This window comes from Streptomyces sp. NPDC007264 (assembly GCF_042869095.1).
In the GTDB taxonomy this organism is placed as follows: domain Bacteria; phylum Actinomycetota; class Actinomycetes; order Streptomycetales; family Streptomycetaceae; genus Streptomyces.
Genome location: NZ_JBIAFD010000001.1, coordinates 149,473 through 171,695, shown reverse-complemented (window position 1 = coordinate 171,695; position 22,223 = coordinate 149,473). Strand labels below are relative to the sequence as shown.

The 22,223-nt window shown below is 70.8% G+C and carries 21 protein-coding genes and 2 tRNA genes; 11 read left to right on the top strand and 12 right to left on the bottom strand.

Annotated elements, in window-relative coordinates; translation table 11 throughout:
• Positions 1 to 409 precede the first annotated feature (409 nt).
• The 6 genes from ACFYMU_RS00795 to pknB all read left to right on the top strand — a co-directional run bounded on the left by ACFYMU_RS00795 (position 410) and on the right by pknB (position 8,562).
• The gene (locus ACFYMU_RS00795) at positions 410 to 1,255 is read left to right on the top strand and encodes an FhaA domain-containing protein (RefSeq protein WP_388366288.1); all 846 of its coding nucleotides are present in this window, start codon (positions 410 to 412) and stop codon (positions 1,253 to 1,255) included.
• A 10-nt stretch (positions 1,256 to 1,265) separates the two neighbouring features.
• Positions 1,266 to 1,781 carry an FHA domain-containing protein gene (locus tag ACFYMU_RS00790; RefSeq protein WP_388366287.1) on the top strand — a complete coding sequence of 172 codons (516 nt, stop codon included), beginning with the start codon at positions 1,266 to 1,268 and terminating at the stop codon, positions 1,779 to 1,781.
• A 120-nt stretch (positions 1,782 to 1,901) separates the two neighbouring features.
• Entirely contained in the window at positions 1,902 to 3,437 is a 1,536-nt protein-coding gene (locus ACFYMU_RS00785) for a Stp1/IreP family PP2C-type Ser/Thr phosphatase (protein WP_388366285.1), read from the top strand.
• Positions 3,438 to 3,464: 27 nt separating this feature from the next.
• Positions 3,465 to 4,910 carry an FtsW/RodA/SpoVE family cell cycle protein gene (locus ACFYMU_RS00780; protein ID WP_388366283.1) on the top strand — a complete coding sequence of 482 codons (1,446 nt, stop codon included), beginning with the start codon at positions 3,465 to 3,467 and terminating at the stop codon, positions 4,908 to 4,910.
• On the top strand, positions 4,907 to 6,394 hold the full coding sequence (locus ACFYMU_RS00775) for a peptidoglycan D,D-transpeptidase FtsI family protein (protein ID WP_388366281.1): 1,488 nt from the start codon (positions 4,907 to 4,909) through the stop codon (positions 6,392 to 6,394). The genes ACFYMU_RS00780 and ACFYMU_RS00775 overlap by 4 nt, the downstream gene beginning before the upstream one ends.
• A 170-nt stretch (positions 6,395 to 6,564) precedes the next feature.
• Entirely contained in the window at positions 6,565 to 8,562 is a 1,998-nt protein-coding gene (pknB, locus tag ACFYMU_RS00770) for a Stk1 family PASTA domain-containing Ser/Thr kinase (RefSeq protein ID WP_388366279.1), read from the top strand.
• Between the two features lie 108 nt (positions 8,563 to 8,670).
• On the opposite strand, the gene ACFYMU_RS00765 is transcribed toward pknB, so the two are convergent.
• From ACFYMU_RS00765 to ACFYMU_RS00740, 6 genes are read right to left on the bottom strand one after another with little or no spacing between them, the layout of a single operon-like run.
• The gene (locus ACFYMU_RS00765) at positions 8,671 to 9,432 is read right to left on the bottom strand and encodes a class E sortase (protein WP_388366277.1); all 762 of its coding nucleotides are present in this window, start codon (positions 9,430 to 9,432) and stop codon (positions 8,671 to 8,673) included.
• 45 nt (positions 9,433 to 9,477) lie between these two features.
• Complete coding sequence (locus ACFYMU_RS00760; protein WP_388366275.1) at positions 9,478 to 10,722, bottom strand: class E sortase; 1,245 nt, start codon at positions 10,720 to 10,722, stop codon at positions 9,478 to 9,480.
• Positions 10,719 to 11,366 carry an aminodeoxychorismate/anthranilate synthase component II gene (locus ACFYMU_RS00755; RefSeq protein WP_388366274.1) on the bottom strand — a complete coding sequence of 216 codons (648 nt, stop codon included), beginning with the start codon at positions 11,364 to 11,366 and terminating at the stop codon, positions 10,719 to 10,721. Before ACFYMU_RS00755 ends, ACFYMU_RS00760 begins: the two co-directional genes overlap by 4 nt.
• Positions 11,363 to 11,524 carry a hypothetical protein gene (locus ACFYMU_RS00750; RefSeq protein WP_388366273.1) on the bottom strand — a complete coding sequence of 54 codons (162 nt, stop codon included), beginning with the start codon at positions 11,522 to 11,524 and terminating at the stop codon, positions 11,363 to 11,365. The genes ACFYMU_RS00755 and ACFYMU_RS00750 overlap by 4 nt, the downstream gene beginning before the upstream one ends.
• A 52-nt stretch (positions 11,525 to 11,576) precedes the next feature.
• A complete protein-coding gene (locus ACFYMU_RS00745; RefSeq protein ID WP_388366271.1) occupies positions 11,577 to 12,269 on the bottom strand; it encodes a class E sortase in 693 nt (230 codons plus the stop codon).
• Between the two features lie 31 nt (positions 12,270 to 12,300).
• A complete protein-coding gene (locus ACFYMU_RS00740; RefSeq protein ID WP_388366269.1) occupies positions 12,301 to 13,104 on the bottom strand; it encodes a DUF881 domain-containing protein in 804 nt (267 codons plus the stop codon).
• A 144-nt stretch (positions 13,105 to 13,248) separates the two neighbouring features.
• Here ACFYMU_RS00740 and crgA point away from each other — a divergent pair, with 144 nt between their 5' ends.
• Positions 13,249 to 13,503 carry a cell division protein CrgA gene (gene crgA / locus ACFYMU_RS00735; RefSeq protein ID WP_388366267.1) on the top strand — a complete coding sequence of 85 codons (255 nt, stop codon included), beginning with the start codon at positions 13,249 to 13,251 and terminating at the stop codon, positions 13,501 to 13,503.
• A 308-nt stretch (positions 13,504 to 13,811) separates the two neighbouring features.
• Here crgA and ACFYMU_RS00730 read toward each other — a convergent pair whose 3' ends face one another.
• Complete coding sequence (locus ACFYMU_RS00730) at positions 13,812 to 14,726, bottom strand: rhomboid family intramembrane serine protease (RefSeq protein ID WP_388366265.1); 915 nt, start codon at positions 14,724 to 14,726, stop codon at positions 13,812 to 13,814.
• A gap of 95 nt (positions 14,727 to 14,821) precedes the next feature.
• Positions 14,822 to 15,355: a peptidylprolyl isomerase gene (locus tag ACFYMU_RS00725; RefSeq protein ID WP_388366264.1), complete on the bottom strand. Its 534-nt coding sequence runs from the start codon at positions 15,353 to 15,355 to the stop codon at positions 14,822 to 14,824.
• A gap of 285 nt (positions 15,356 to 15,640) precedes the next feature.
• On the opposite strand from ACFYMU_RS00725, the gene ACFYMU_RS00720 reads away from it, so the two are divergent.
• Positions 15,641 to 16,342, top strand: a complete 702-nt coding sequence (locus ACFYMU_RS00720; protein ID WP_388366262.1) for a DUF5324 family protein — start codon at positions 15,641 to 15,643, stop codon at positions 16,340 to 16,342.
• Between the two features lie 431 nt (positions 16,343 to 16,773).
• Here ACFYMU_RS00720 and ACFYMU_RS00715 read toward each other — a convergent pair.
• Positions 16,774 to 16,846 (bottom strand) — tRNA-Ala (locus ACFYMU_RS00715).
• A gap of 180 nt (positions 16,847 to 17,026) precedes the next feature.
• Between ACFYMU_RS00715 and ACFYMU_RS00710 the strand changes: the two genes are divergently transcribed.
• Positions 17,027 to 17,575: a helix-turn-helix domain-containing protein gene (locus ACFYMU_RS00710; RefSeq protein WP_388366260.1), complete on the top strand. Its 549-nt coding sequence runs from the start codon at positions 17,027 to 17,029 to the stop codon at positions 17,573 to 17,575.
• A gap of 94 nt (positions 17,576 to 17,669) precedes the next feature.
• Positions 17,670 to 19,379, top strand: a complete 1,710-nt coding sequence (locus tag ACFYMU_RS00705; protein WP_388366258.1) for a protein kinase — start codon at positions 17,670 to 17,672, stop codon at positions 19,377 to 19,379.
• Between the two features lie 85 nt (positions 19,380 to 19,464).
• Here the strand turns inward: ACFYMU_RS00705 and ACFYMU_RS00700 are convergent, their stop codons facing one another.
• Positions 19,465 to 20,907, bottom strand: a complete 1,443-nt coding sequence (locus tag ACFYMU_RS00700) for a hypothetical protein (RefSeq protein WP_388366256.1) — start codon at positions 20,905 to 20,907, stop codon at positions 19,465 to 19,467.
• 228 nt (positions 20,908 to 21,135) lie between these two features.
• On the bottom strand, positions 21,136 to 21,264 hold the full coding sequence (locus tag ACFYMU_RS00695) for a DLW-39 family protein (protein ID WP_003999697.1): 129 nt from the start codon (positions 21,262 to 21,264) through the stop codon (positions 21,136 to 21,138).
• A 347-nt stretch (positions 21,265 to 21,611) separates the two neighbouring features.
• Between ACFYMU_RS00695 and ACFYMU_RS00690 the strand changes: the two genes are divergently transcribed.
• Positions 21,612 to 21,974 (top strand): DUF6344 domain-containing protein, encoded by a 363-nt coding sequence (locus ACFYMU_RS00690; RefSeq protein ID WP_388366255.1) that lies wholly within the window; start codon positions 21,612 to 21,614, stop codon positions 21,972 to 21,974.
• 139 nt (positions 21,975 to 22,113) lie between these two features.
• Here ACFYMU_RS00690 and ACFYMU_RS00685 read toward each other — a convergent pair.
• Positions 22,114 to 22,187 (bottom strand) — tRNA-Ile (locus ACFYMU_RS00685).
• Positions 22,188 to 22,223 lie beyond the last annotated feature (36 nt).

The following is a 22,223-nucleotide window of genomic DNA, read 5'->3' as shown; positions in this document are numbered from 1 at the left end:
TCCCACCCGCCGGCCCGCCCCCGCGGACCACCGTCCGACCGGCCTTCCGGCCCGCCCCGGCAGCGGCCCCGTCCCGGCCCCGCCGGCCCGCTCCGGAACGTCTCGACCTGTGCCGGTTCACGTATCAACCTCGTACCGGTGAGGCCCGTCTCCCCAGGAGGCGGGCAAGGTGCACAGTCAGGTGCGGGACACTGGTCTTCGGCCACCTCTACGATCCATGCCAGGAGAACGACCGGGGACCGTGTCCGGGAGGAGTTCGAAGGGGTCCTCCGGAGGGAACTCCGGAGGCGTCGACACCCGTCGACGGGGCCGACAGGGGGAACCAGCCGATTTTCCGGCGCGTGGATACGATCAGTAAGCAGTACCAGGTAAGCAGTACGCAGGACGGCAACGACGGAGGAGGTGCCTCATGGGAGTCCTGAAGCGTTTCGAGCAGCGTCTCGAAGGTCTGGTCAACGGCACCTTCGCCAAAGTGTTCAAATCCGAGGTCCAGCCCGTGGAGATCGCCGGTGCGCTCCAGCGGGAGTGCGACAACAACGCGACCATCTGGAACCGCGACCGGACGGTCGTCCCCAACGACTTCATCGTGGAGCTGAGCGCACCGGACTACGAGCGTCTCAGTCCCTACTCCGGCCAGCTCGGCGACGAGCTCGCCGGCATGGTGCGCGACTACGCCAAGCAGCAGCGCTACACCTTCATGGGCCCCATCAAGGTCCACCTGGAGAAGGCGAACGACCTCGACACCGGCCTGTACCGGGTGCGCAGCCGTACGCTCGCCTCCTCCACCGACCAGCAGGCTCCCACGCCCGCCCCGGCCGGGCGCCAGGGCCCCGGCGGCTACGGCTACCCGCCCGCCGGACCCGGGGGGGCTCCTCCCATGCCGTCCGCGCCGCCGCCCGGCACGCGACCCGGCGGCTACGGCTACCCGCAGCCCGCCGCGCAGCGGCCCGGGGCCGCCCCGATGGGCGGCGGGCGCACACGCTACTGGATCGAGATCAACGGTACCCGCCATCAGATCTCCCGCCCGACGCTGGTGCTGGGCCGAAGCACCGACGCCGACGTGCGGATCGACGACCCCGGCGTCTCCCGCCGGCACTGTGAGATCCGGACCGGAACGCCCTCGACCATCCAGGATCTCGGGTCCACCAACGGCATCGTGGTGGACGGACAGCACACCACCCGCGCTACGCTCCGCGACGGCTCGCGGATCGTCGTGGGCAGCACCACCATCATTTACCGGCAAGCCGAAGGGTGAAGCGGGGGCAATGTCAGAGCTGACCCTCACGGTCATGCGGCTGGGTTTCCTGGCCGTACTGTGGCTGTTCGTGATCGTGGCCGTGCAGGTCATCCGCAGCGACCTGTTCGGCACGCGCGTCACACAGCGCGGCTCGCGCCGGGACGGCGGACGGCCGCAGCAGGCCGCCCGGCAGGCGACGCCCCCGCAGCAGCGCCAGCAGCCGGCGGCCGGCGGCCGCCAGCGCCGCGGCGCCCCCACCAAGCTGGTCGTCTCGGAAGGCTCCCTGACGGGCACCACGGTCGCACTGCAGGGCCAGACCATCACGCTCGGCCGCGCCCACGACAGCACGATCGTGCTGGACGACGACTACGCCTCCAGCCGGCACGCCAGGATCTACCCCGACCGGGACGGCCAGTGGATCGTCGAAGACCTCGGGTCCACCAACGGCACGTACCTCGACCGGACGCGGTTGACGACCCCCACGCCGATTCCGCTGGGCGCGCCGATCCGCATCGGCAAGACCGTCATCGAGCTGCGGAAGTAGTACGACAATGAGCGAGCGGAGCGAGCACGCAGCGGCGGCCCACACGAAGGGCCCCGGCGCGCTCCCGACCGGAGGGTGGGCACCGTGCGGATGTACCCGGAGCCGACGGGCGAGGTGCGCATGAGTCTGTCACTGCGCTTCGCCGCCGGATCGCACAAAGGCATGATCCGTGAGGGCAACGAGGACTCCGGTTACGCCGGGCCGCGTCTGCTCGCGATCGCCGACGGCATGGGCGGCCAGGCCGCCGGCGAGGTCGCCTCCTCCGAGGTGATCTCCACCATCGTCGCGCTCGACGACGACGTCCCCGGCTCCGACATCCTCACCTCGCTCGGTACCGCCGTGCAGCGCGCCAACGACCAGCTGCGCTCCATGGTCGAGGAGGACCCCCAGCTCGAGGGCATGGGGACCACCCTGACCGCCCTGCTGTGGACCGGTCAGCGGCTCGGCCTCGTGCACGTCGGCGACTCGCGCGCGTACCTGCTGCACGACGGCGTCCTGACGCAGATCACGCAGGACCACACCTGGGTGCAGCGGCTCGTCGACGAGGGCCGCATCACCGAGGAGGAGGCCACCACCCACCCGCAGCGCTCCCTCCTGATGCGCGCGCTCGGCAGCGGCGACCACGTCGAGCCCGACCTGTCCATCCGGGAGGTGCGCGCCGGCGACCGGTACCTGATCTGCTCCGACGGACTGTCCGGGGTCGTCTCCCACCAGACGATGGAGGAGACGCTCGCCAGCTACCAGGGCCCGCAGGAGACCGTGCAGGAGCTGATCCAGCTCGCGCTGCGCGGCGGCGGCCCGGACAACATCACGGTCATCGTGGCCGACGTCCTCGACCTGGACACCGGGGACACCCTCGCCGGGCAGCTGTCCGACACCCCGGTCGTGGTGGGCGCGGTCGCCGAGAACCAGCACCACCTGCACGACAACGGCATCATGCAGACGCCCGCGGGCCGCGCGGCCGGCCTCGGCCGCCAGGGCCACGGACAGGGCGGCGGGGGCGAGTTCGGCCCGCCCGGCAGCGGCGACACCACCGGCTACGCCCCGGAGGGCAGCTTCGGCTCCTACAGCGACGAGGACTTCGTCAAGCCGAAGAAGGGCCGCAGGTGGTTCAAGCGGTCCCTCTACACCGTCCTGGCGCTCGCCGTCGTCGGCGGGGGGTGCTACGGCGCCTACCGGTGGACGCAGACCCAGTACTACGTCGGCGCGAACGGCGAACACGTGGCGCTGTACCGCGGCATCAGCCAGGACCTGGCCTGGGTGTCGCTGTCGAAGGTGGAGAAGGACCACCCCGAGATCGAACTCAAGTACCTGCCGCCATACCAGCAGCAGCAGGTCAGGGCGACCATCACCGAGGGCGGTCTCCGGGCGGCCGAGTCGAAGGTCTCCGAGCTGGCCGTGCAGGCGTCCGCGTGCAAGAAGGACTCCCAGCGCCGCGCCGCCGAGAGCGAGAACAACAACGCCAAGACCGGCGAGGGGCAGGCCGGAGGCACCACGGGAACCACGTCGGCCTCCACCACGTCCAAGGCCACATCGACGCCGAAGCCGAGTTCGTCGGCGTCACCGAGCACGACACAGACCGCACCCACGCCCACGCCCGGCCCCACCCTCTCGGAGGAAGAGCAGAAGGTCGTCTCACTGTGCGGTAAGCAGTAAGCAAGCCGTGAGGGGCCCTGTCACACCATGAGCAGCAGTACGAACGCGACGACACATCACACCTCGACGATCGGCTCGATCGGCGCACCGAGCCGCCGCAACACCGAACTGGCGTTGCTGGTGTTCGCCGTCGTCATCCCGGTGTTCGCCTACGCCAACGTGGGTCTCGCCATCAACAAGACGGTGCCGCCCGGCCTGCTCGGCTACGGCGTCGGGCTCGGCCTGCTGGCCGGCGTGGGCCATCTCGTCGTACGGAAGTTCGCCCCGTACGCCGATCCCCTGCTGCTGCCGCTGGCCACCCTGCTGAACGGCCTGGGACTCGTCATCATCTGGCGGCTCGACCAGTCGAAGCTGCTGCAGTCCATCAACCAGGCCGGCGGAGCCGCACCCCGCCAGCTGATGTACACCGCGCTGGGCATCGCCCTGTTCGTCGTGGCGCTGATCTTCCTCAAGGACCACCGGACCCTGCAGCGTTACACGTACATCTCCATGGTCGGCGCGCTGCTCCTCCTGCTGCTGCCGCTGGTCCCCGGCCTGGGCGCCAACATCTACGGCGCGAAGATCTGGATCTCGGTCGCCGGATTCTCCATCCAGCCCGGCGAGTTCGCGAAGATCGTGCTGGCGATCTTCTTCGCCGGCTATCTGATGGTGAAGCGGGACGCGCTGGCGCTCGCCAGCCGCCGCTTCATGGGGCTGTACCTGCCGCGCGGCCGCGACCTCGGCCCGATCCTCGTCGTCTGGGCGATCTCGATCCTCATCCTGGTCTTCGAGACCGACCTCGGTACCTCCCTGCTGTTCTTCGGCATGTTCGTGATCATGCTGTACGTGGCCACCGAGCGCACCAGCTGGATCGTCTTCGGTCTGCTGATGTCCGCGGCGGGCGCCGTCGGCGTGGCCTCCTTCGAGCCGCACATCCAGACGCGCGTACAGGCATGGCTCGACCCGATGCGCGAATACCAGCTCAGCCGGGCCGGGACCAGCGACGGCATCGTCCACTCCGAGCAGGCGATGCAGGCGCTGTGGGCGTTCGGCTCCGGCGGCACTCTCGGCACCGGCCTGGGCCAGGGCCACTCCGACCTCATCCGGTTCGCCGCCAACTCCGACTTCATCCTCGCCACCTTCGGCGAGGAGCTGGGCCTGGCCGGCATCATGGCGATCCTGCTGATCTACGCCCTGGTCGTGGAGCGCGGCGTGCGCACCGCGCTCGCCGCCCGCGACCCGTTCGGCAAGCTGCTCGCCGTCGGCCTGTCCGGCGCCTTCGCGCTCCAGGTCTTCGTGGTGGCCGGCGGCGTCATGGGACTCATCCCGCTGACCGGTATGACGATGCCCTTCCTGGCATCCGGTGGCTCGTCGGTCATCGCCAACTGGGCCCTGATCGGCGTCCTGATCCGCGTCAGCGACACCGCGCGCCGCCCTGCCCCGTCACCCGCCCCGAACCCCGACGCCGAGATGACCCAGGTGGTCCGCCCGTGAACAAGCCCCTGCGCCGGATCGCGATCTTCTGCGGGCTCCTTGTCCTCGCGCTGCTCATCCGCGACAACTGGCTCCAGTACGTCAAGGCCGACAGCCTGCGCACCGACCCGAACAACCGCCGTGTGCTGATCGCGCGGTACTCCACGCCGCGCGGCAACATCATCGTCGGCGGCGACCCGATCACCGGGTCCAAGAAGACGGCCACCGACAGCCTCAACGACTTCGCGTACAAGCGGACCTACAAGGACGGCCCGATGTGGGCGCCGGTCACCGGCTTCGCCTCGCAGGCGTTCGGCGCGACCCAGCTGGAGTCCCTCGAGGACGGCATCCTCACCGGCACCGACGACCGGCTGTTCTTCCGCAACACCCTCGACATGCTGACCGGCAAGCCGAAGCAGGGCGGCAACGTCGTCACCACGCTCAACGCGGCCGCGCAGAAGGCCGCCTACGACGGTCTCAAGGGGGTCGGCGGCAAGGGCGCCGCGGTGGCGCTCGACCCGCAGACCGGGGCGATCCTGGCGCTGGCCTCCTACCCCTCGTACGACCCGTCGTCGTTCGCGGGCAACTCCACGTCGGTCGACTCCAAGGCGTGGACGAGCCTGCAGAAGAAGAACAACCCGAGCGACCCGATGCTGAACCGGGCGCTGCGCGAGACCTACCCGCCGGGCTCCACCTTCAAGGTGGTCACCGCGGCGGCGGCCCTGGAGAACGGGCTGTACACGAGCGCCGACCAGCCCACCAACTCGCCGGTGCCGTACATCCTCCCGGACAGCACGACCCCGTTGAAGAACGAGGGCAGCATCAACTGCAAGAACGTGAACATGCGTGAGGCGCTGCGGGTGTCCTGCAACTCCGTCTTCGGCAAGATGGGCGCCGACCTCGGCAAGGACAAGATGCTGGAGGAGGCGAAGAAGTTCGGCTTCAACTCCGAGCAGTTCACGCCCGTGCGCGCCGTCGCCTCCAACTTCCCCGAGGAGATGAACCGGCCGTCGACCGCGCTCAGCTCGATCGGGCAGTACGAGACCGCGGCGACGCCCCTGCAGATGGCCATGGTCGCCTCGGCGGTCGCCAACGACGGCAAGCTGATGAAGCCGTACATGGTGGACAAGCTGCAGGCGCCCAACCTGGACGTGGTCGCGCAGACCCAGCCGGAGGAGCTGAGCCGGCCGCTGTCGGAGCAGAACGCCCAGATCCTGCAGTCGATGATGGAGACGGTCGTCAAGCAGGGAACGGGTACCCGGGCGCAGATCGACGGTGCAACGGTGGGTGGCAAGACCGGTACCGCCCAGCACGGCCTGAACAACAGCGAGAAGCCGTACGCCTGGTTCATCTCGTACGCCAAGCTCGCCGACGGCAGCTCGCCGGTCGCCGTGGCCGTGGTGGTCGAGGACGAGAGCGCCAACCGCGACGACATCTCGGGTGGCGGTCTCGCCGCCCCCATCGCGAAGAACGTCATGGAGGCGGTCATCAAGAGCAAGAAGTGACCCCTGTCACGTCCCCTTCACATCAGTGCACGTTGTGATACCGGTCCTGTATCGGGTGGCGGATGTGGCCAGGTCACACAAGGCGAGCCGGGTACCGTATGCCCGGACAGCACACCGCCGGACCATACGCGGGTGTGGTCGGGACCGACGGAGAGGGCTGGTAGGAAGCTATGGAAGAGCCGCGTCGCCTCGGCGGCCGGTACGAGCTGGGCCAGGTGCTCGGCCGTGGTGGCATGGCCGAGGTCTATCTGGCACATGACACCCGGCTCGGCCGCACCGTGGCGGTGAAGACGCTGCGCGCGGACCTCGCACGCGACCCCACCTTCCAGGCCCGGTTCCGCCGGGAGGCCCAGTCGGCCGCCTCGCTGAACCACCCCACGATCGTCGCGGTGTACGACACCGGCGAGGACTACATCGACGGGGTCTCCATCCCGTACATCGTGATGGAGTACGTCGACGGCTCCACGCTCCGTGAGCTTCTTCACAGCGGTCGCAAGCTGCTGCCCGAACGGGCCATGGAGATGACCATCGGCATCCTCCAGGGCCTCGAGTACGCCCACCGCAACGGCATCGTCCACCGCGACATCAAGCCCGCGAACGTCATGCTGACGCGCAACGGCCAGGTCAAGGTGATGGACTTCGGCATCGCCCGCGCCATGGGCGACTCCGGCATGACCATGACGCAGACGGCGGCGGTCATCGGCACGGCCCAGTACCTCTCGCCGGAGCAGGCGAAGGGCGAGCAGGTCGACGCCCGGTCGGACCTGTATTCGACGGGTTGCCTGCTCTACGAGCTGCTGACGGTCCGGCCCCCGTTCGTCGGGGACTCCCCCGTGGCCGTCGCCTACCAGCACGTGCGTGAGGAGCCCCAGCCGCCGAGCGTCTTCGACCCCGAGATCACGCCCGAGATGGACGCGATCGTGCTGAGGGCGCTGGTCAAGGACCCGGACTACCGCTACCAGAGCGCCGACGAGATGCGCGCCGACATCGAGGCGTGCCTCGACGGCCAGCCCGTCGCGGCCACGGCGGCCATGGGCTCGGTCGGCTACGGCGCCTACCCCGACGACCAGCCGACGACGGCCCTGCGCTCGGGCGGCGGCCCCGCCGGCATGGGCGCCACCACCATGCTGCCGCCGATGAACCCCGACGACGGCGGCGGCTACGGCTACGACGAACGCCCCGACCGCCGCCGCCAGAAGAAGTCGAACACCTCGACGATCCTGCTGGTCGTCGCCGGTGCGCTGGTACTGGTCGGCGCGATCCTCATCGGCAAGTGGATGTTCAGCGGCGGTGGCGGGGTCGGCAACGACACGGTCGCCGTGCCCAACTTCGTCGGCCAGACGAAGAGCGACGCACAGCAGCTGGCGAGCAATGCCGAACTGGAGCTGTCCTTCTCCGGCAAGCCCTGCGACAACCAGAAGAAGGGCAACGTCTGCGCCCAGGACCCGGCGGCCAACAAGGAGGTCAAGAAGGGCAGCACGGTCAACCTGGTGGTGTCGACGGGCGCGCCGAAGGTCGCGGTGCCCAACGTGATCAACAAGGACATAGACACGGCCACGCAGCAGCTCGAGGACAAGGGCTTCAAGGTCGAGACCAAGCAGACGGAGTCGTCCCAGACCCCGGGCACGGTCCTCAGCCAGGACCCGGATCCCGGCACCGAGCTGGAAAAGGGATCGGCCGTGACGCTCGAGGTCGCCAAGGCGGCCGAGACGGCCACGGTCCCGGACGTCACGGGCCAGACCTGTGACGCCGCCAAGCAGCAGATGCAGGCGAACGGCCTGACCGGCACCTGCACCGAGGTGGACACCGGTGACCCGAACCAGTTCGGCAAGGTCGTGCAGACCTCGCCGTCGGCCAACAGCACGGTCAAGAAGGGCTCCACGGTCACCATCCAGATCGGCAAGCAGGCCCAGCCCACCCAGGTCCAGGTCCCGAACATCCAGGGCCAGCGGCTGAAGGACGCCAAGAAGCTGCTGCAGCAGCAGGGACTGCAGGTCGGCAACATCGCCGGCTCCCAGGACGACAACTCCTTCGTCATAGGGTCGGACCCGCCCCCGGGCACCACGGTCGACCAGGGCAGCGCGGTGAACCTGATCACCAGCGGAGGCGGTGGCGGCGGGAACGGCGGGACGAACTTCTTCGGCGGAGTGACCGGCACGAGGAACTGACCCGCCGGCGTCGACGGCGAACGGAAGAGGCCCACCCCGGGATCGGGGTGGGCCTCTTCCGTCGTCTCGGGGTGGGCTTCTTCCGTCGTCTCGGGTGGTTCCCCGTCCTCAGCGCAGTTCCTCCGGGGGAGTGCGCTCGCTGTCCACGCTGTCGACCCGTACGAGCTCGCCCCACACGACGTAGCGGTACTCCGAGGTGTAGACGGGGGTGCAGGTCGTCAGGGTGATGTAGTGGCCCGGCTTCTTCACACCGGCCTCCTTCGGGACCGCTGCGAGGACCTTCACGTTGTACTTCGACGTCTTCGGGAGGATCGCGAAGACCTTGTAGACGTACCAGTCGTCCTTCGTCTCGAAGACGACCGCGTCGCCCTTCTTCAGCTTGTCGATGTTGTGGAACTTCGCCCCGTGCCCGTCGCGGTGCGCGGCCAGCGCGAAGTTTCCGGCCTTGCCCGTCGTCGGCAGGGCCGCCTTGACGGGGTCCGTGTAGTAGCCGGCCACGCCGTCGTTGAGGACCTCCGTCGACGTGCCCTTCTCGACCAGGACCTCGCCGTTGTCCATCGCGGGCACGTGCAGGAAGCCGATGCCGTCCCTGGTGTCCAGCGCGCCCGGTCCGCTGTCCGAGCCGGCCGCCCAGTGGTCGCGCACCCGGTCGCCCTCCTGGTGCGCCTTGCGGTCCGCGAGGACGTTCGTCCACCACAGCGAGTAGACGACGAACAGGCCGAGCACCAGGCCAGCCGTGATGAGAAGTTCCCCGAAGACGCTGACGGCCAGCGCGATCCGGCCGCGCCCGCGGCGCCGCAGCCCGGACCGGGAGTCGGAGCCCGGCGACGGCGCGGCGGTCTGCTCGTCCTGGTCGGTCGTCACTCCCACTGCGTCTGCCCCGTCCGTTCCACGTGCCTCACGACTCCGCGTGCCCTATGAGATGAGCGCGTCCGGCTTTCCCTTGCTGCGCGGCCGTTCCTCGACCATCTTGCCCCAGACGATGAGCCGATACTTGCTGGTGAACTCCGGCGTGCAGGTGGTGAGGGTGATGTAGCGGCCCGGTGTGGTGAAGCCGGAGCCCTTCGGGACGGGGTCGAGGACACTCGTGTTCGACGGCGACGTCACCGGAAGGATGGACGCCATTCTGTAGACGTAGTACGCGTCCTGGGTCTCCACCACGATCGCGTCCCCCTTCTGGAGACGGTTGATGTAGCGGAACGGCTCCCCGTGCGTGTTCCGGTGCCCCGCGAGCCCGAAGTTGCCCGTCTTCGCGTCCGGCATCGCCGTCTTCAGGCCGCCCTCGCCGTAGTGCCCGACCATCCCCCTGTCGAGCACCTTCGTCTTGCTGGTGCCCTCGGCGATCGGGGCGACGACGTCGAGCCTCGGGATGTGGAGTATGGCGAAGCCCTGGCCGGGTGCGAACACCCCCGGTTCCCGTTTGCCGCTCGCCCAGTCCTGCTGGAGGTGCCGGGCGGCGCTGCCCGCCTCCTGGTGGGCCCGCACGTTCGACCACCACAGCTGGTACGTCACGAACAGCAGCATCAGCACACCGGTCGTGATGAACAGCTCGCCGACCAGACGGCTCGCGACGACCGCCGGACCGGGTTTCTGGGCCCGCGCGGCCCGCCGGGCCTCCACCCGGGACAGGGACGCCCCTCCGGCCGCCCTGGCGGGGCTCTCGGGCGTCCGCGGCCCCCCGCCGTGCCTCCCGTGCCCCCCGTGCCCCCCGTGCCGCTTGGCCGCCTTGCGCCGCGCGGCACGGCCGCCGGGCGCCGGCGTGGACTCCCGCGCGCGGTCCGCGGCCTGCCGGGCCTCCGCGATGTCCGCGGCACGCAGCGCGACGGTCTCACTGTCCGCGGGGGCCGCCGGGACCACCGGGGCGGGGCCGTCGGCGGGGGCCGCCACGCCGTACGGGACGGCGGCCGCGGGTCCGCCGTACGAGGGGGCGGTCGCGGCTTCCTGGTACGGGGGGAGCACCGTCGTGGCGTCGTACGCCGGCTGTGGCGCCTGTCGCCCGTACTCCCCGGGGGTGCCCGCCGCGTACGCGGGGTGGCCGGACCACCCCTGTCCCTGCCACGCGCCGGATCCCTCGTAGGGCTGCTGCCCGTACGCGGACCCGTGTTCCGCGGCGTCGCCGTAGGCGGCACCGCTCTCGCGCTCGGGACGCAGCGCGGTCACGCCGTGGCCCTGCCCACCACCGGGGCGAGCCCCGCCGACCTCGCCACGGCCTCCTGGTCACCGCACTCCGCCAGCCAGTTGGCCAGCATCCGGTGGCCGTGCTCCGTGAGCACCGACTCGGGGTGGAACTGCACGCCCTCGACCGGGAGCTCACGGTGCCTGAGCCCCATGACGATCCCGTCTCGCGTCCAGGCCGTGACCTCCAGCTCGGCGGGCACCGTGTCCGGCTCGGCGGCGAGCGAGTGGTAGCGGGTCGCGGTGAACGGGGAGGGCAGGTCCGCGAAGACGCCCCTGCCCTCGTGCTCGACCAGCGAGGTCTTGCCGTGCAGCAGCTCCGGCGCGCGGTCGACGACACCGCCGTAGGCCACCTGGATCGACTGCATGCCCAGGCAGACCCCGAAGACGGGCACGCCGGTCGCGGCGCAGTGGCGCACCATGTCGATGCAGACGCCGGCCTCCTCGGGGGTGCCGGGTCCGGGGGACAGCAGCACACCGTCGAAGCCGCCGGTGCCCCGGTGGGCGTGCTCCGGCGACACCTCGTCGTTGCGCAGCACCTCGCACTCGGCGCCCAGCTGGTACAGGTACTGGACCAGGTTGAAGACGAAGCTGTCGTAGTTGTCGACGACGAGAATGCGCGTGCTCACTGGTTGTCCACCGTCACATCGTTGAAGGGCAGCAGCGGTTCGGCCCACGGGAAGACGTACTGGAACAGGACATAGACCACGGCGAGCGCCAGCACGACGGAGATCAGCGCCTTCACCCATACGTTTCCCGGCAGATGCCGCCAGATCCAGCCGTACATGCCGTCCCTTCCGTCTCACCACGGCACCGGACCCACGCCGTGCGTCACCAGACTAACGGCGGAGGGCCACCGGTTTCCCTGCCTCCACAGGCTGTGTGGAATCGAGATGCGCCCAGACGATCAGCCGGTGACTGTGCCCCCACTCGGGATCGCACGTCGTCAGCGTCAGATAGCGGCCCGGGCGCGCATACCCGGACTTACGTGGCACAGGGTCGATCACCTCAACGTCCGCCGGAACGGTTTTGTAGGGCCCTTTGTCGATCCGATACGTGAACCAGGTGGTTCCGTCGGTGAGGACGACCGCGTCGCCGCGACGCAGCCTGGGGAAGTCCTTGAAGGGATCGCCGTACGTGCGCCGGTGCCCGGCGACCGCGAAGTTCCCCGCCTGGCCCAGTTGCGCGGTGCCCGAGTAGTGGCCCAGGCCCTTCTTGAGGGTGCCCACGGCGGTGTCCTCGAGCACGGGCTTGTTCCACGTGAAACCGAGCCGCGGGATGTACATCACGGCGAAGGGCCTGCCCGGCACGTACGGCGCCGGCCGCTTCGGCCTCGCCGAACTCCCGGGAGCGGCGGCCTGGCGCACCGTCCCCGCCGCCCACTGCCGCTGCAGCCGGTCGATCTGGTCGTTCATGGCGTTGTCCGCCTTCACGCCCGTCCAGAAGAGCACGTAGACGACGAACAGGACGATGAGGGCGCCCACGGTGATGCACAGTTCGCTGACGGTCCTGACGATCGCACGAACCGACACAGGTTCCCCCAGCGGCAGCCGTTCCCGGGCCCTACTCCACGGGCTTCGCGTAGTGCAGATCCACTGTGCCCGAGTAGCCGGGAAGAGTCACCGTCCCGTTCTCCGTGACTTTCCAGCCGAGGCCGTAGACGTTGACGTACACCATGTAGTTCTGGATCGCGGGCGAGTCGGCGAGCGCCTTCCGGAGCGCGTCCGGGTCACCTATCGCAGTGATCTTGTACGGGGGCGAGTAGACACGGCCCTGGAGGATCAGGGTGTTGCCGACGCAGCGCACGGCGCTGGTGGAGATCAGCCGCTGGTCCATCACCTTGATGCCCCGGGCGCCCCCCTGCCACAGGGCGTTCACCACGGCCTGCAGGTCCTGCTGGTGGATGACCAGGTAGTCGGGCTGCGGCTCCGGGTAGCCGGGGAGCTTGGCGGTGGCGTCGGGCGGGGCGTCGTTGAGGGTGACCGTGACGGCCTTGCCGGTGAGGGTCCGGGTACCGGCGTTGTTCTCCAGCGCCGTGAGCCGCGCCTGGTCGGCCTCGCTGCTGCCGCCTGCGGTGCGCTTGGCGAGAGCCTCCACATCGTCGCGCAGCGCGGCGTTGGACTCGTCGAGCCGGGCGTTCTTGTGGCTGCGGTCGTGGATGAGGTCCGAGAGCTTCAGCAGCGAGGAGTCCGTGCGGATGTTGGTGCCCTTGGCGGTGTTGAAGCTGGTGATGAAGAGGAGCCCGGCGAGCGCGAAGACGCCGACGGTGAGGATCCGCACGGGCCGCACACCGCGCGGGCGGGAGGTCGTGGACCCCGTCTCCGGGGGACGGGAGCCCTCCTGAGGGGAGCCGACCGTATTGCTCAACGTACCCTTATCTCCTTCGGCGCCGCGGAAGCACTACGCTAACGGACGCCCGGGGGAGCACTCAGTGTCCCCCTTGTACGCTCGCCCGGAGCCCGCCCCCAGATCCCTGCGCGGCCACGCAGCGCATCGACAGGAGAGACCCTCGTGCCGAAGTCACGTATCCGCAAGAAGGCCGACTACACGCCGCCGCCGTCCAAGCAGGCGACGAACCTCAAGCTGGAGAGCCGCGGCTGGGTGGCTCCGGTGATGCTGGCCATGTTCGTCATCGGTCTCGCCTGGATCGTCGTCTTCTACGTGACCGACGGCTCACTGCCGATCCACGCCCTGCGCAACTGGAACATCGTGGTGGGCTTCGGATTCATCGCGGCGGGGTTCGGCGTGTCCACTCAGTGGAAGTAGCGGCCGCGCCGCCCACCCGGCCCCACCCGGCCCCACCCGCGCCCCCGCACCTAGTTATCCACAGCTTTGTGCACAGGGCTGACGACCAGTGGAAAAAGAACGACGATCTGTGGATAACCCATCGAGCGTTGACGCCGGTATGACGGAATCATCTAGCTTCGCAAACCTGTTCGCCCCCTGCCTGACCTGGGGAAACTCCGGTCAGTGATAGGGGGCACACATGTTCCCCACGCCATGCACAAGATCCGGCACTGTCTGTGGACAACGCTGGGTACAACCTCGGGCTACGGCCTGTGCCCGCCCGCCGCTCAGGTGAGCTGGGCGGTTCTCAGCAGCGTCATCAACACCACCGCGGCCAGCACCAGGGCGCACGTCCCGTACTGCACGAGGGCCCGCCGCTTCCTCGGCGCGTGGACCATGGCGTACCCGACCACGACGCCGGCGACGAGACCGCCGATGTGGGCCTGCCAGGCGATGTTGAACGCCGGGTTGAAGGTGAAGATCAGGTTGATCGCCAGCAGCGCGACGACGGGGCGCATGTCGTAGTTGAGGCGCCGCAGGAGCACGGCGGTGGCGCCGAAGAGTCCGAAGATCGCGCCGGACGCGCCGAGCGAGGGCTGGTTGGGCGCGGCGATCAGATAGGTGAGCGCGCTGCCCGCCAGCCCGGAGGCGAAGTAGAGCGCGAGATAGCGGGCACGGCCGAGGGCGGCCTCCAGCGGGCCGCCGATCCACCACAGACTGAGCATGTTGAACAGGATGTGGATGTAGCTGCCGTGCAGGAACATCGCCGTCAGCATCCGGTACCACTGGCCCTGCGCGACGCCCTCGACCGAGCCGAGCAGCGGGACGTACGCCTGGCCGAGCAGGTCGAACCGGTCGGTGAACCGGTCGCCGACCGACATCTGGACCAGGAAGAGGGCCAGGTCGAGCCCGATCAGCACCTTGGTGATCAGGCGCGGGTCGTCGGTGACGGTGCCGCCCGCGAGCGTACGGGGACGGGAGGCACCCGGGGCGTGTCCGGTACCGGAACCTCCGCGGACGCACTCCGGGCACTGGAAGCCCACCGAGGCGCTGACCATGCACTCCGGGCAGATGGGGCGCTCGCAGCGGGTGCAGCGGATGCCGCTCTCCCGGTCCGGGTGCCGGTAGCACACCGGCAGCTCCCGGGCTGCGGGCGATTCTCGGTTCTGCGGGCCCTGCGGGCTGCCTGGCGCCTGGTCCATCGGGTCCCTCACCTTTCCGTACGACGGGGTGCCCCGCCCTTCCTTGGACGGACGGGCGGGGCGCTTTTGTTCCCTCGTGCGGTGTGCCCTCGGGCTCAGCCCTGACGGGTCTCGACGACGACCGACTCGATGACGACGTCGTTGACCGGGCGGTCCGTGCGCGGGTTGGCCTGGGTGGTCGCGATGGAGTCCACGACCTTCTGGCTGGCCGCGTCGGTGACCTCGCCGAAGATGGTGTGCTTGCGGTTCAGCCAGGCCGTGGGCGCGACCGTGATGAAGAACTGCGAGCCGTTGGTGCCCGGGCCGGCGTTGGCCATGGCCAGCAGGTACGGCTTGTCGAAGGCGAGGTCCGGGTGGAACTCGTCCTCGAACTGGTACCCCGGGCCACCGGTGCCGTTGCCCAGCGGGTCACCGCCCTGGATCATGAAACCGCTGATCACCCGGTGGAAGACCGTGCCGTCGTAGAGCTTCTTGGTGGACTTCTCACCGGTCGCCGGGTGCGTCCACTCGCGCTCGCCCTGGGCGAGCTCGACGAAGTTACGGACCGTCTTGGGCGCATGGTTCGGCAGCAGCCGGACCTGGATGTCGCCGTGGTTGGTCTTCAGGGTGGCGTAAAGCTGCTCAGCCACGATCTGCCTTCCGTTGTCCTCTGTGACTCCCCGATCCTCGCACGGTACGCCCTGCGGGTCGTCCGGCCGCCACCTCTGGCCCGACATGCACGCGCTGTTCCCTCGGTGGACCGGTGGCGCGGGCCGGCGGGCCGGGCGGCCGCCGTGGGCGTACGGGCCCGGAGTGCCCCTTTTCGACCGCATGACCCGGATGCCCTCCCTCGCATGCCCGGGAGGTGTCGGGGAGGCATGATCCGTAAAAGGCTGGAAAGTCGAATTACGTACGCCACCGAGGAGGAGGAACCCGTGACCCGCATCGACAGCGTGCGCGCCGCGACGGGCTCGGCGAAGGACAGCGTGCTGCACGCCGCGGAAGTGGTGGCGCCCTACGCCGACACGGCCAAGGACAAGGCAGCGCACTATGCGCACGAGGCACGCGTCCGTCTCGCGCCGAAGGTGACCCAGGCCGCCGGACAGGCCCGCGTCCAGTACGGCGTCCATCTCGCGCCGCGCCTGGAACAGGCCCGTGGTCATGTGCCGCCCAGGGTCGACCAGGCCGCCCACGAAGCCGCCGTCTACACCCGCAAGGCTGCCCGCCAGGCGGCCGACTACTCCCGTCCGAGGATCGAGCAGGCGGTCGCCGCGGCCGGACCGGTCCGCGAGGAGGCGGTGGCCCGCGGTGCCGCGGCGCTTGCCGCGCTGCGCGGCCAGGTCTCGCCGCAGCAGATCCGGAGGATCGTGCGCCGGCAGGAGCGCCGGGCCCGGTGTCGGCGCGGCGCCAAGGGGCTGGCCGTGATGGGCGCGCTCAGCGCCGGCGCCTTCGCCGCCTGGAAGTGGTGGGACAAGCAGGCCAACCCCGACTGGCTGGTGGAGCCGCCCGACGCCACGGAGATCCCGCAGGGCGACCGCCTCACGTCGGTGGACGGCAGCGGACCGAGCGATCTCGACCCCGAGGTGCAGGCGAAGCGGACCGAGGACGACTCCACCGAGCCCGACGACCGCCGCTGAACCCGACCGGACCCGCACCTGTTTCGCCGGGCCGCTCCCGGGGCGCCGTGGGGCGGGAGACCCGAAGGTCTCCCGCCCCACGGCGCTTGCCGTACGCGGAGCCGCCCGGGAGGCGCCGAAGCGTTCACGTCGCCCCTTCCCGATGACGTTTGCAACGCCCCACGTGTGCACGTTCCGTGGAGACTTTGGGCACGGAATGCGTCCGGTCGGCTACGCATCCACGGCCGCACGCGTGCACCCAAGCTCACTCACATCACCCCAGACCGCCCGGCCGCCCCACCGGCCGCCCGGCGACGACCCGCGGAGACCCGGCCCCCGACTGACGTTTGCGCAAAGGAATGCAATGCCTGCAAATCTTTTGTGTGACTCGGGTCACCGCACGACAAAGAACCGGTCAGCCGCCGCGAGGGGCACCTGACCGGTCCGGGATGTGGAGCCTAGGGGAGTCGAACCCCTGACATCTGCCATGCAAAGACAGCGCTCTACCAACTGAGCTAAGGCCCCGAGAGAGACGCGACCGGCCGGTGGAACACGGACCGGCGGGCGCTGCGCACAAGCGTAGCGGGTCACCCCCGGTATCTCGCAAAAAGTTGGGGGTCCCCGTGGACAACCACTCTCCGTAAGATGCTCGTCGTGGTTCGCTACAGCGAACCGCGGTACTTGGGGAAGCGATGGGGAGACGCAATGGACGCCGCACAGCAGGAAGCCACCGCAAGAGCGCGGGAGCTGCAGCGGAACTGGTACGGGGAGCCGTTGGGGGCGCTCTTCCGTAGGCTCATCGACGATCTGGGTCTCAACCAGGCTCGTCTGGCGGGGGTGCTGGGACTGTCGGCTCCCATGCTGTCGCAGCTGATGAGCGGTCAGCGTGCCAAGATCGGCAACCCCGCGGTGGTCCAGCGGGTGCAGCTGCTGCAGGATCTGGCGGGGCAGGTCGCCGACGGCAGCGTGAGCGCCGCGGAGGCCACCGACCGGATGGACGAGATCAGGAAGTCGCAGGGGGGCTCCGTGCTGAGCAACACCACGCAGTCGACGACCAGTTCGGGCGCGCCGACGGTCAGACGGGTGGTGCGCGAGATCCAGTCCCTGCTGCGTTCGGTGGCCGCGGCTGGCGACATCATCGAGGCGGCGGACACCCTCGCCCCGACCCACCCCGAGCTGGCAGAGTTCCTCCGGGTGTACGGCGCCGGCCGTACCTCCGACGCCGTCGCCCACTACCAGTCCCACCAGAGCTGAGCCGACGCCCCGGCCGTCGGGGACTCTCGCGCCGGGGGGTGCGCGGGGGTCCCCGGCGCTGTCCGGAGGCCGGAAGGGGGAGCGACGCACGACCATGGGTGAGGTCTTCGCCGGGCGGTACGAACTGGTCGATCCGATCGGGCGTGGGGGAGTCGGCGCGGTCTGGCGCGCCTGGGACCACCGGCGGCGGCGCTATGTGGCCGCCAAGGTCCTGCTGCAGAGCGACGCCCACTCGCTGCTGCGGTTCGTCCGCGAGCAGGCGCTGCGGATCGACCACCCTCATGTGCTCGCGCCCGCCAGCTGGGCCGCGGACGACGACAAGGTCCTGTTCACCATGGACCTGGTCGGCGGTGGCTCACTGGTGCATCTCGTCGGGGACTACGGTCCCCTGCCGCCGCCCTTCGTCTGCGTCCTGCTGGACCAGCTGCTGTCCGGGCTCGCCGCCGTGCACGCGGAGGGCGTCGTGCACCGCGACATCAAGCCCGCCAACGTGCTCCTCGAGGCCACCGGCACCGGCCGCCCCCGGCTGCGCCTGTCGGACTTCGGCGTCGCCATGCGCCTGGGCGAGCCGCGGCTGACCGAGACCGACTATGTGGTGGGGACGCCCGGTTATCTCGCCCCCGAGCAACTGATGGGCGCGGAACCGGACTTCACGGCGGACCTGTTCGCCGTGGGCCTGGTCGCGCTCTACCTCCTGCAGGGCGCCAAGCCGGACGCCAAGGCGCTCGTCGCCCACTTCACGGCGAGCGGGACGCCGGGACCGCCCCGCGGGCTTCCCGGGCCCCTGTGGGAGGTCGTGGCGACGCTGCTGCAGCCGGACCCGGCCGCGCGGTTCCGCACCGCCACGGGCGCGCGCAAGGCCCTCGCCGCGGCCGCGGAGCTGCTGCCCGAGACCGGCACCGACGACGAGCAGGTGGAGATCTTCGACCAACTCGGGCCGCTCCCGGCCGGATTCGGCCCCGAGGGACCGCTGCGTGCGGCATCGGGGGTGACGAACGGATCGGTTGCGGTCCCGCCCCGCGCGCCGGGCGGCGCATCCGGCCGGCAGCCGACGGCGTCCACCGGCGCGCGTTCCGCTCCGCGGCCGCCGCACACCGACGGCTCCGGGACGGGCGGCACACCGGCACCGCCCACGACCGGGCCGATACCGCCGCGGCCCACGACCGCCCCGGCCACCGGCGGCACCGGCGACAGCCCTGGCACCGGCACCGGCGGCACGCCTGCGGTACCGCCCGGCACCGGCGGCACATCCGCGGTACCGCCCGGCACCGGCGGCACGCCCGCGGTACCGCCCGGCACCGCGTCCGGCGCGGGGCGGCCGGACTCCACGCCTTCCGCCGTACCGCCCAGGCCCGCCGCCGATCCGGCACCGCCCCGGCAGCGGTCGACCATGTCGGACACGGGGAGCTTCCATCTGCCGCCGCCGCTGCCGCGTGAGGAGCTGGGTGGCGTGCCGGTCCCGCCCGGGCAGCCGCCCACCCCCTCCGCCGCAGTCCCGGCCCCCGTCCCCACGGCACAGGCGGCGCCCACGGTTCCCTCCCCCGCTCCGCGTCACGAACCGCCGCGGGCGGCCTGGTCCCCCTCCGGGCCACCCGCGGTCCTCGGCGCGGCGCTGCCGCAGCCCGTCCACGCCGCGTACGCCGTCCCGTCCCCGTACACCCCCACGCAGCCACAGCGGATCACACGGCACCGCAGGCGACCCGCCGCCCGGCGCCCGGGACCTCCGGCGAAGGTCGCCGTGCCGGTCCTGCTGGTCGCGCTTCTCTGCTTCGCGGTGGGATTCTGGGCCCTCACACGGCTCTGAGCGGCCCCTCGGCCCGCTCGCCCCTTCCGGCAACGGCCGCACTCCCGGCCCACGCCGCACTCCCGGCCCACGCCGCCCGCCCGGATCACCCGGGCCGACCGCCCCCCGCCCGCCGCCGGGCGGCCAGCGTCCACACCGCGAGTCCGAGGACCAGGAGGCTCCCGGTGCCGATGCCGCTCACGGCGACCAGCTTCATCGCGCGGCCGTCCCGGCCCCCGCCTTCGCTCCCGCCGCCACCGGTACCACCACCGCCGCCGTCGCCGTCGGCCCGCGGCACGTCACCTCCGGTGCCGGTGCCGGTGGGGCGGTCTCCCCCGCCGCCTTCCTCCTCCGTCCCGGCCGCCGCCTCCTGCCGGTCCGCCGCCGTCACCTCGAACACGTCCCGCGGTGCCGGCCGCCCCGCGTAGGCCGGAGCGGACGCCGGCGTCCCGCCCACCCGCACGCGCAGCGTCAGCCCGAACGGCCCCTGCCCGAACCGGTCCGCGACCGGTGCCCCGAGGTGCACCGCCAGGTAGTACCACCCCGCGAACCGCATCCCGCTCGCCCGGCTGCCCACGGCGTGGCGGTTGGCGTGGTCGACGGGCGGCAGCGGATCGAGCGCGGCCGACGCACGGGCGCCGCTGTAGCCGGCGTCGGCGTCGGCGACGTGCGCGCGGACGGGGTTGTACAGCGCCATCGCCAGGGCGGTGCCCACATAGCCGTCGCCGCCGGTGGAGCCACCCAGCTCGGCGGTGGCGGACAGCTGTTGGCCCCAGTCGACGGGCACCTTGTAGAACACGGTCTGCCCCGGTCGTATCGCGCCCTGCCAGACGCCCTGCCCGACGGCACCCGCCATGGCGAAGCCGGCCCCGCCCGCCCGCCGTTTCGCTTCACCCGCGAGGGGCTGCGGTGCCGCCGAGTTCCAGGCGCTCGGCGGGGCCGTCGAGCCCGGCCGGTTCAGTGCGGGCTCGGACACGTAGTCCAGTTCCAGGTCCCAGTCGCCGGACGCGGGGGTGGACAGGTCGCGTTGTTCGACGACCGCGTAGTACACCCCCGCCCGCCCGCACACATAGGTGCCGGGGCCGGTCTCCCGGGCCGCCGACGCGGCGATGGGGTGCGGGCTCTGGGTGGGGCCGACATGGGTGGTCCCGGAGGAGCACAGGGTGCCGTCGGCGTCCTGGACGGACACCTTGAGGCCGTCGGAGGAGGAGACCGCCGCGCCCTCCTGGGGGACGGCCGTCGCGGAGACGTAGGCGGTGGCGGTGGCGTCGAGGTCGAGGCGGTAGTAGCGCTTCCCTCCGGCGGGCAGGCTGCTCCTGTAGGTGCGTCCGGGGTCCAGGCGTACGGCGCCCGCGGTGCCGGTGGCGCCCTGGACCGTCCGGGCACCGGGATCGAACGCGTACGGGACCGGCGCGGCGGCCCCCGCGGCGGCCCGCGCGGGCAGCGCCACGCTCATGCCGAGCGCCGCCGTGCACAGGGCGACCGCCGCGCGCGCCGGCGTCCGACCGCACCCGAGCATCCCGCGAACCGCCTCCGTGCGCCGTCTCATCACCCGCCACCCCTGTCGTACGCGGCCCGGACCGTCGCCCATCCTGCACGGCACGCCACCACGGCACCCGCGCATTGCTCACGAGCGGCCGAAACGGTCTCCCCAGGACATCGGTGAGGAGCACACTCCCTTGCCGACGCTCCTTACACCCGCCCCGCCTCCGGGGCAACACAAGGCCCCGACCGCATCGACGGCCGGGGCCTGCTCTGAATCTGTCGTCCGTCGGGTTCAGGAACCCGTGGGCACGGAGTCGGTCGCCTCCGTCCACAGATCCTGCTCGGCGCGATCCGCCTGGATCTGGCGGTACACGAGGAGCCCGCCGATGGCGGCCAGTGCGACCAGGAGAAGCTTCTTCACCGCGCGACCTCGTCTTTCCTTGACGTAGGGGACCTCTGGCGCCCGACTATACACACCGACCGATATCGATCGGTGACCTGCGTCGGCCCTCCGCCGGTCCTCAACTGCCGCCCGTCACACCCCCGTACGGCGGGACGGCAGCACCCCGTTCCACGGGTGATCGGACCTCACGGAACGTGACGGTCACCGGCCTCCTCACCCCGCCCCGTACGGTGCGGCCCCTTGCGTCCGTCCGGGTGGTGTTCATCCGAAGATCGACGCGCCGAGGGCGTCGGTCCACCACTTCCCAGCCCCCTTACACATCATGAGGAAAGTACGCAAATCGACCAACCCGAAAGTGAGGGGTCATGGCCGGGAACAAGGTCATGAAACTCTGGACCGCCATCGTCACGGCCTTCCTGGCGCTGTGCGCCGCGCTCGGCTTCGCCACCACGACCGCCGAGGCGGCCGTGGCCCCGACGCAGCCGGAGGGCGGCAGCGCCCCGCAGATGACGCTTCCCGGGCCCGCTCCCGACAGCTGGGCACGCGACCGGTCCCTGCCCCCCACGATGAAGCAACGCATCCACGCCGAGGCCCACGGAGCCTCCCCGACCTGCCGCCACCGCGCGCGTACGACCGCGGTCGCGTCGACCCCGCTCGCCCGCCACGCCCTGAGGAGCCTGCACGAACCCGCCACCTCGATCGAGCCGACGGTGCGCCTGCGGCTGTGACCCCGGCGCCACGACACCACCTCGGGCGATCTTGCGTACGACGCCCTCCGCGGTTCCCGGCCGGAGGCCAGGTGCCTTCTCGCCGACACCCGGCGTCAAAAAGACCCTCGGTCCTGACGGACCGGGGGTCTTCTCGCTGTGGGGCTAACAGGATTTGAACCTGTGGCCTCATCCTTATCAGGGATGCGCTCTAACCAACTGAGCTATAGCCCCGCCGCGCTCTGCGGTATGTCGTCCCGCGCGCTGACC